The organism is Alkalihalobacillus alcalophilus ATCC 27647 = CGMCC 1.3604 (assembly GCF_000292245.2).
Lineage (GTDB): Bacteria > Bacillota > Bacilli > Bacillales > Bacillaceae_D > Alkalihalobacillus > Alkalihalobacillus alcalophilus.
The window spans coordinates 24737-30736 of record NZ_ALPT02000050.1; the positions used below are offsets into that span (position 1 = coordinate 24737).

Genomic DNA, 6000 nt, shown 5'->3' on the forward strand with positions numbered 1-6000 from the left:
ATTACCTAATAACTTTTTTTATTTTTCAACATCTCTAATAATAGATATAATTACACACGAAATAGCGGAACGGCAATAACTGTTGTCAATTAGTTTATTGGTATGCTATTTCACTTGGTAATTTGGCAATGAAAACAGGAATAATCCTTTTGTATCAATAGAAAACCGAGTATAAATCATTTGCGATTTTATACTCGGTTTCTAATGCTAGTTCTATTACTTCTCCACGTTATCTGAACTACTTACACATAATAAGCAGTCTCTTTTTTAATATAACCCACGTTTCAAACGCCAAACTGCTACGCCAAGCAATAAGATGATAAACACAGCTGTACTAATTACAGCCGTCCATAAACTTGAGGTTGGATCACTGATTAAGATTTGACCTGCTTCTGTTTGTAAATTCGTTGGGCTCCACTTCATAAAAGCGGGCATTAATGAACTCGTTAATGCCAATACGGCTAATATACTAATACTTAACCCAGCAATTCCTCCCCCGTTTTTTAATAAAACGCCACAAAATAAAGTTAGTGCCAGTACGAAACAAATCCATAACATATAAATAAGGAAACTCATTAATACCTTTGTGATATCGACCATCGAAAATAATTCAGCTGTATAATACCAAGTGAGCAAATAACTTAAAAAGAAACTCACACCGAAAATAGCGAGTGCTCCTAGCCATTTACTTAGAATATACTCAAATTCCGTCACAGGTCGAACCATAATAAACGTCAATGAGCCATTATTTCGCTCAGCTGAGATGATATTCATTGAAGCTAGCACAAAAAGTAAAGTACCTAACATTCCAAATTGCGAGAGTGTCCCCATTAACACTTCAGCTGCATCGGGAGTTGGAATATTAATAACCGCACCATCTGGTAAACCACCAGCTACTTCAAGTAATTGTGGCATATAATAAAGACTTAAAGGTTGAGAAATGCCGAGTATAATTAGGGCAACAGGTAACCAAATCCATTTACCATTCCGAAGGCTTTCTGTAAATTCTTTTCGAACTAAAACTAATACAGGATTCATCTAGTCAGCACCTCCAAATACGCTTCCTCTAGCGTTGCTTGGTTCGCATTAAAGTACAAAATCGTGTGCTGATGTTCTAACAGCTTTTGCCAAAATAGATTTGGATTCGTATTAGGCTCAACTGTTAGAACTACTTCATAATCACTGACATACTCTATCTCTACTTTTTCAGAAAATTCTTCAAAAATACCATTTATCGGTTCTCTTGCTTTAATTTTGATCTTTGATGTTTTTAGACTATCTCTTAAATCTGTTAAGGTACCGTCCCATCTTAATTCGCCATCCTTTAATATCAATACCTCATCACAGACTTGTTCGGCATCATGCAAAATATGCGTCGAAAAAATAATCGTCATATCATTTTTCATTTTTCTAATTAAATCAAGCACTCCCCTTCTCCCCGTTGGATCGAGGGCAGAGACTGGTTCATCTAAAATTAATAAAGGAGGCTCATGCAAAATCGCTTGAGCAAGACCTAGCCTTTGTTTCATCCCTCCAGAAAATCCAGCAATCCGTTTCTTTTTTGCCTTTTCTAAGCCAACAAAGGCTAACACTAAATCAATTCGTTGCTGTAATTCTTGCGTCGACATCGCCGAAAGTTCTCCACTAAATTTTAAAAATTCAACTGCTGTCATCCATCCAAATAAATGAGGTTGTTGTGGCAAAAAACCTATTAGTTCTCTTACATCAGCTACATCTGAACCGAAACGAATGGTTCCTGATGTAGGTTGTAACAACCCGGCAAGCATATTGAGTGTAGTCGTTTTCCCTGCTCCATTTGGTCCTAATAAAGCAATACATTTGCCTTTTTTTATTTGAAAAGAAAGATCCTTGACCGCTTTTTCACCCTTATATTCCTTCATTAACTCTTGCACTTGAACGAGCATTGTACCCCTCCTAGTCAGCTTTTCTACCAATAATAAAATATAAAATTGGTCCAAAAATATTTATAAAAATAATGATCAGAACCCACATCCACTTTGGACCATTTGTGGCTGCCTGCTTCGCACAATTAAACAAAGCAAATACCATTAAAATAAGTTGCAAAATAATAATCGGCATTACTAAAGACCAGTTAATCACATTAATAATTTCCATTTTTTAAACTCTCCCATCTTCTTTTTTAACTTTTCTTATGCGGAATGTAAACAAATAACAAATAAAACAAAGTCGGCATCGGCACTTGAATTAAGCCCCACAGCCCCCAAAACCAAGGATATTTATTTCTTTTTTTGGCGTCAATAAACAAAAGGATACTCTGAGTCAAGAGGGTGATAATCAGAAGTGGAATGAGTACATATATTTCCAGATCTGACAAGTTGGTCAAATCATTCATAACAACCTCCCCTCCCTTTGTTGATCTTTTTTAAATAAAACAAGCCAAATAATCGGACCTATTAAAAAAGCAAACACTTGAATCACTATAAATAAAAGAACTGACTGGAAAAATATAAAGAATGTGATGCTTAACAAAATTAAGGCTGTAATAACAAATAAGAGAAGCTCACGAATCAATCGTTTTTTCCTTTCTTTCACAAAAAAGGCGACTTGCTGCCCTGCTTCAAAACGAGAAGGGAAATGGTGGTCATTTAATTGCTCAAGCTGCTGCCAATCTTTTTTGAGATCATGAATGATTCGCTTTTCATGTTGATCATCTTTCATCTTCATTCCTCCATTCCTTTCTAATCTTCTTTAAACCGTTGTGAACACGTGATTTAACCGTGCCTTCGCGAATTTGTAGCATTTTGGCAATCTCATCGTATTGATAACCATAATAATGTTTGAGCAATATGGGTACCTTGCTGTTTGCATCTAAATCATTGAAATCAACAAAAGTCTCACTCCAGCATATCCCTTGTTTATCGGCCTTCCAGTTAAGCTGTCTTGTTAGGGACTCTTTAATATGTTCAAGTTTTGCCTTTTCTCTTTTTCGCTTACGTAAATGATCTAAATATTGTCTTGAGGCAATTGAAATAAGCCATGTTGAAAACTGACTTTCTCCTTTATAGGAAGCTAACTTGAGATAGGCCTTTAACATTGTTTCTTGGGCCAGGTCCTTACTTAGCTCTTCATTAACGGTGAGCTTCAATAAATATTTAAAAAGAAATGGGTAGTGTCTTTCATAAAGGTCCGTATATGCTTCTTCATTCCCTAACAAAACTTTAGTAATTAATGCTAAATCCTCTATCTGCTCCATAAGACACCCCCTTCTTTTTTTGCTTCAACTATATGACGTTCTTAAGTTCTTATTCGTTCAAAATAACCTTAAATTTTTCACCTTTAAATTAATTCACTATTCCGAATAAACAAATTGATATTGTAATATTATTTCATTCATGTAAAACTTGAAACTGAATTCGCTTTCTGCAATACACACAAAAACGATCATAAGGAGCAACTAGAATGAAACTAATACTTAAGTTACTTGCTGGGATTATTATCGGGATTTTAATAGGGTTATTTGCCCCCGATTTCATAATTCGCCTTCTTATCACCTTTAAAGTGCTTTTCGGAAGTTTTATTACCTTTATTATCCCATTTATTATTCTCTTTTTCATTGCTAGTGGAGTAGCTGGGCTAGGTAAAAGCTCAGGCAAACTTGTTGGTTCAACTGTAAGTATTTCATTTGTATCAACCATTTTAGCCGGTGTATTAGCGTTTTTAGTAGCTGTAAATGTCATTCCTTTATTATCTGCTACAAATCAAGAACTTGTTAGTGGTTCTGCATTATTGCCATATCTCGAATTGGAAATTGCTCCATTAATGGGCGTTATGACCGCCTTAATGATGGCCTTTGTTTTCGGTATTGGAGTAACAAAAGTAAAAGGCCAATGGCTTAAGAATATTTTTGATGAAGGAAAAAATATTGTCGAACTTGTCATCGCAAAAATTATTATTCCTTTACTTCCATTTTATATTGCCGGTATTTTTGCCGAAATGGGTTCTGAAGGGACTGTATTCACTACATTACAAGTATTCGGTGTCGTTTTATTAATGGTTATCATTTTACATTGGGTTTGGTTAATGATTCAATATACGATTGCAGGAATCATGACTAAACAAAACCCATTTACTATTTTAAAGAAAATGCTACCTGCTTATTTCACTGCACTTGGTACGATGAGTAGTGTCGCAACTATTCCTGTCACTCTTCGTTCTATTAAGCAAACAAAAGTACGAGAGAGCATTGCGAACTTCGGGATACCACTTGGAGCATCGATTCATTTATCAGGTAGTATGATTACCATTACACTATGTGCAACGGCTGTAATGATGATGTTACCTGGCCTTGCAATTCCAAGCTTTATCGAAATGATTCCAGTAATCATTATGTTAGGACTTGTAATGGTTGCCGCACCTGGAGTCCCAGGTGGAGCAGTAATGGCTGCTCTTGGTGTCTTAACTTCTATGCTCGGATTTACAGAAGCCGCTATCGGATTAATGATTGCCCTCTACATGGCACAGGATAGCTTTGGTACAGCAGCCAATGTTACAGGAGATGGTGCTGTAATCACCCTTGTTGATAAGTTTGCGAAAGAAGATATTGGACAAGAGGTTGAAGAAGTAGAGTTAAATGAAGTAGCCGCAACAAAAGAGTAATATTAAATAAATCTTTTAACACCACTAAAAGCCCAAAGTATTTTAATGATACTTTGGGCTTTTTACTTTCAACCATTTATACTCCATTTTAGCTGGAAAGAAACTCTGTTAAGTTTCTCCACAAAGTTATAGAATCACCTTATCCTCACCTTTAAAATAAGGATAACTATTTGTTTTATAAGGAGGATGTGATGATCATAAAACAACAAACTAAACCGCCACAATTAAATTTACTTGAACATTTAATTGTACGACACAGTAGTCTTGATGACAGCGACCATTCGGAATATGAACGTATCCAAAAAGGATTTTTAGGAGAAATAGAATTTGCTCAATTTCTCCAGCAGCTTCCCGATGAATGGTTACTTTTTCATGATTTATTACTAGAAAAAGATAAAAGTGTCTTTCAAATTGACTCACTTGTAATATCACCAGAGAAAATATATCTTTTTGAAGTTAAAAATTACGAAGGCGATTTTATTTTTAGTCAGGACCGTTTCTACAGCATTAACAACCTCGAAATTCAAAACCCACTTGACCAAGTTAAACGCAGCGAAACATTTTTACGACAATGGTTTCAAAAAAACAAACTTCATCATCCACCCATTACTTCTTACGTGATTTTTATTAACCCTCAGTTTTATTTATATCACTCCCACCAAAACTCCTCAGCCTTTATTTTTTATAGTCAACTCGAACGTCTCCTCACCAAAATACAAAAGCAAACAAAAACAATGGCCTCTTTTCATACTAAATTATCTAAGCAACTTCTAGCCTCACACTTAGATGACAATCCTTATACTCGGTTACCTGAATACCAATATGAAGAATTAAACAAAGGAATTGTCTGTAAAGGCTGTCGTTCTCTAAACACTTTTTTCAAAGGAAAGTCTATCCATTGTACAAACTGTTTAACAAAAGAAAAGTTAAACCAAGCCGTTATTCGTACAACACATGAATTCATGCTTCTTTTTCCTGATAAAAAAGTGACGACTTATGCTATTTGGGATTGGTGCAACATTGCTAACACATCCAAAAGATCTATTCGCCAAATATTAACAACTCACCTTCAAAGAGTTGATCAAACGAACAACTCATATTTTATTAAACCTTCACTTTAAATTGCATTGATTGCTCGAATGGTTATCTCTAACTCAGCCTTACTTGGCTTCTTCCTTCTCTCACTGTCTATTTTTACGCCGAACTACGCACTGCTTCGGCTCTTTCCTTCTCTCTCTTCCTCTTTTTACGCCGAACTACGCCTTGCTCGGCTCTTTCCTTCTCCCCCCTCCTCTTTTTACGCCGAACTACGCCTTGCTCGGCTCTTTCCTTCTCACCCCTCCTCTTTTTACGCCGAACTCT

General features: G+C 35.7%; 8 protein-coding genes. 2 read left to right on the top strand and 6 right to left on the bottom strand.

Annotated features, from left to right (window positions below; genetic code table 11):
* Positions 1-267 precede the first annotated feature (267 nt).
* The 6 genes from BALCAV_RS13780 to sigY are packed head-to-tail and all read right to left on the bottom strand — an operon-like array spanning position 268 to position 3235.
* Positions 268-1038, bottom strand: coding sequence for an ABC transporter permease (locus BALCAV_RS13780; RefSeq protein ID WP_003322178.1), 771 nt, complete (start codon positions 1036-1038; stop codon positions 268-270).
* The gene (locus BALCAV_RS13785) at positions 1035-1925 is read right to left on the bottom strand and encodes an ABC transporter ATP-binding protein (protein ID WP_003322179.1); all 891 of its coding nucleotides are present in this window, start codon (positions 1923-1925) and stop codon (positions 1035-1037) included. Before BALCAV_RS13785 ends, BALCAV_RS13780 begins: the two co-directional genes overlap by 4 nt.
* Positions 1926-1935: 10 nt before the next feature.
* The gene (locus BALCAV_RS13790; protein ID WP_003322180.1) at positions 1936-2136 is read right to left on the bottom strand and encodes a PLDc N-terminal domain-containing protein; all 201 of its coding nucleotides are present in this window, start codon (positions 2134-2136) and stop codon (positions 1936-1938) included.
* Between the two features lie 25 nt (positions 2137-2161).
* Entirely contained in the window at positions 2162-2374 is a 213-nt protein-coding gene (locus BALCAV_RS13795) for a hypothetical protein (protein ID WP_040324027.1), read from the bottom strand.
* Positions 2371-2700: a YxlC family protein gene (locus BALCAV_RS13800; RefSeq protein ID WP_003322182.1), complete on the bottom strand. Its 330-nt coding sequence runs from the start codon at positions 2698-2700 to the stop codon at positions 2371-2373. Before BALCAV_RS13800 ends, BALCAV_RS13795 begins: the two co-directional genes overlap by 4 nt.
* Positions 2690-3235, bottom strand: coding sequence for an RNA polymerase sigma factor SigY (sigY, locus tag BALCAV_RS13805; RefSeq protein WP_003322184.1), 546 nt, complete (start codon positions 3233-3235; stop codon positions 2690-2692). The genes BALCAV_RS13800 and sigY overlap by 11 nt, the downstream gene beginning before the upstream one ends.
* A gap of 206 nt (positions 3236-3441) precedes the next feature.
* On the opposite strand from sigY, the gene BALCAV_RS13810 reads away from it, so the two are divergent.
* A complete protein-coding gene (locus tag BALCAV_RS13810) occupies positions 3442-4638 on the top strand; it encodes a dicarboxylate/amino acid:cation symporter (protein ID WP_003322185.1) in 1197 nt (398 codons plus the stop codon).
* A gap of 191 nt (positions 4639-4829) precedes the next feature.
* A complete protein-coding gene (locus tag BALCAV_RS13815; RefSeq protein ID WP_040324028.1) occupies positions 4830-5759 on the top strand; it encodes a nuclease-related domain-containing protein in 930 nt (309 codons plus the stop codon).
* The last annotated feature ends 241 nt before the right edge of the window (positions 5760-6000 follow it).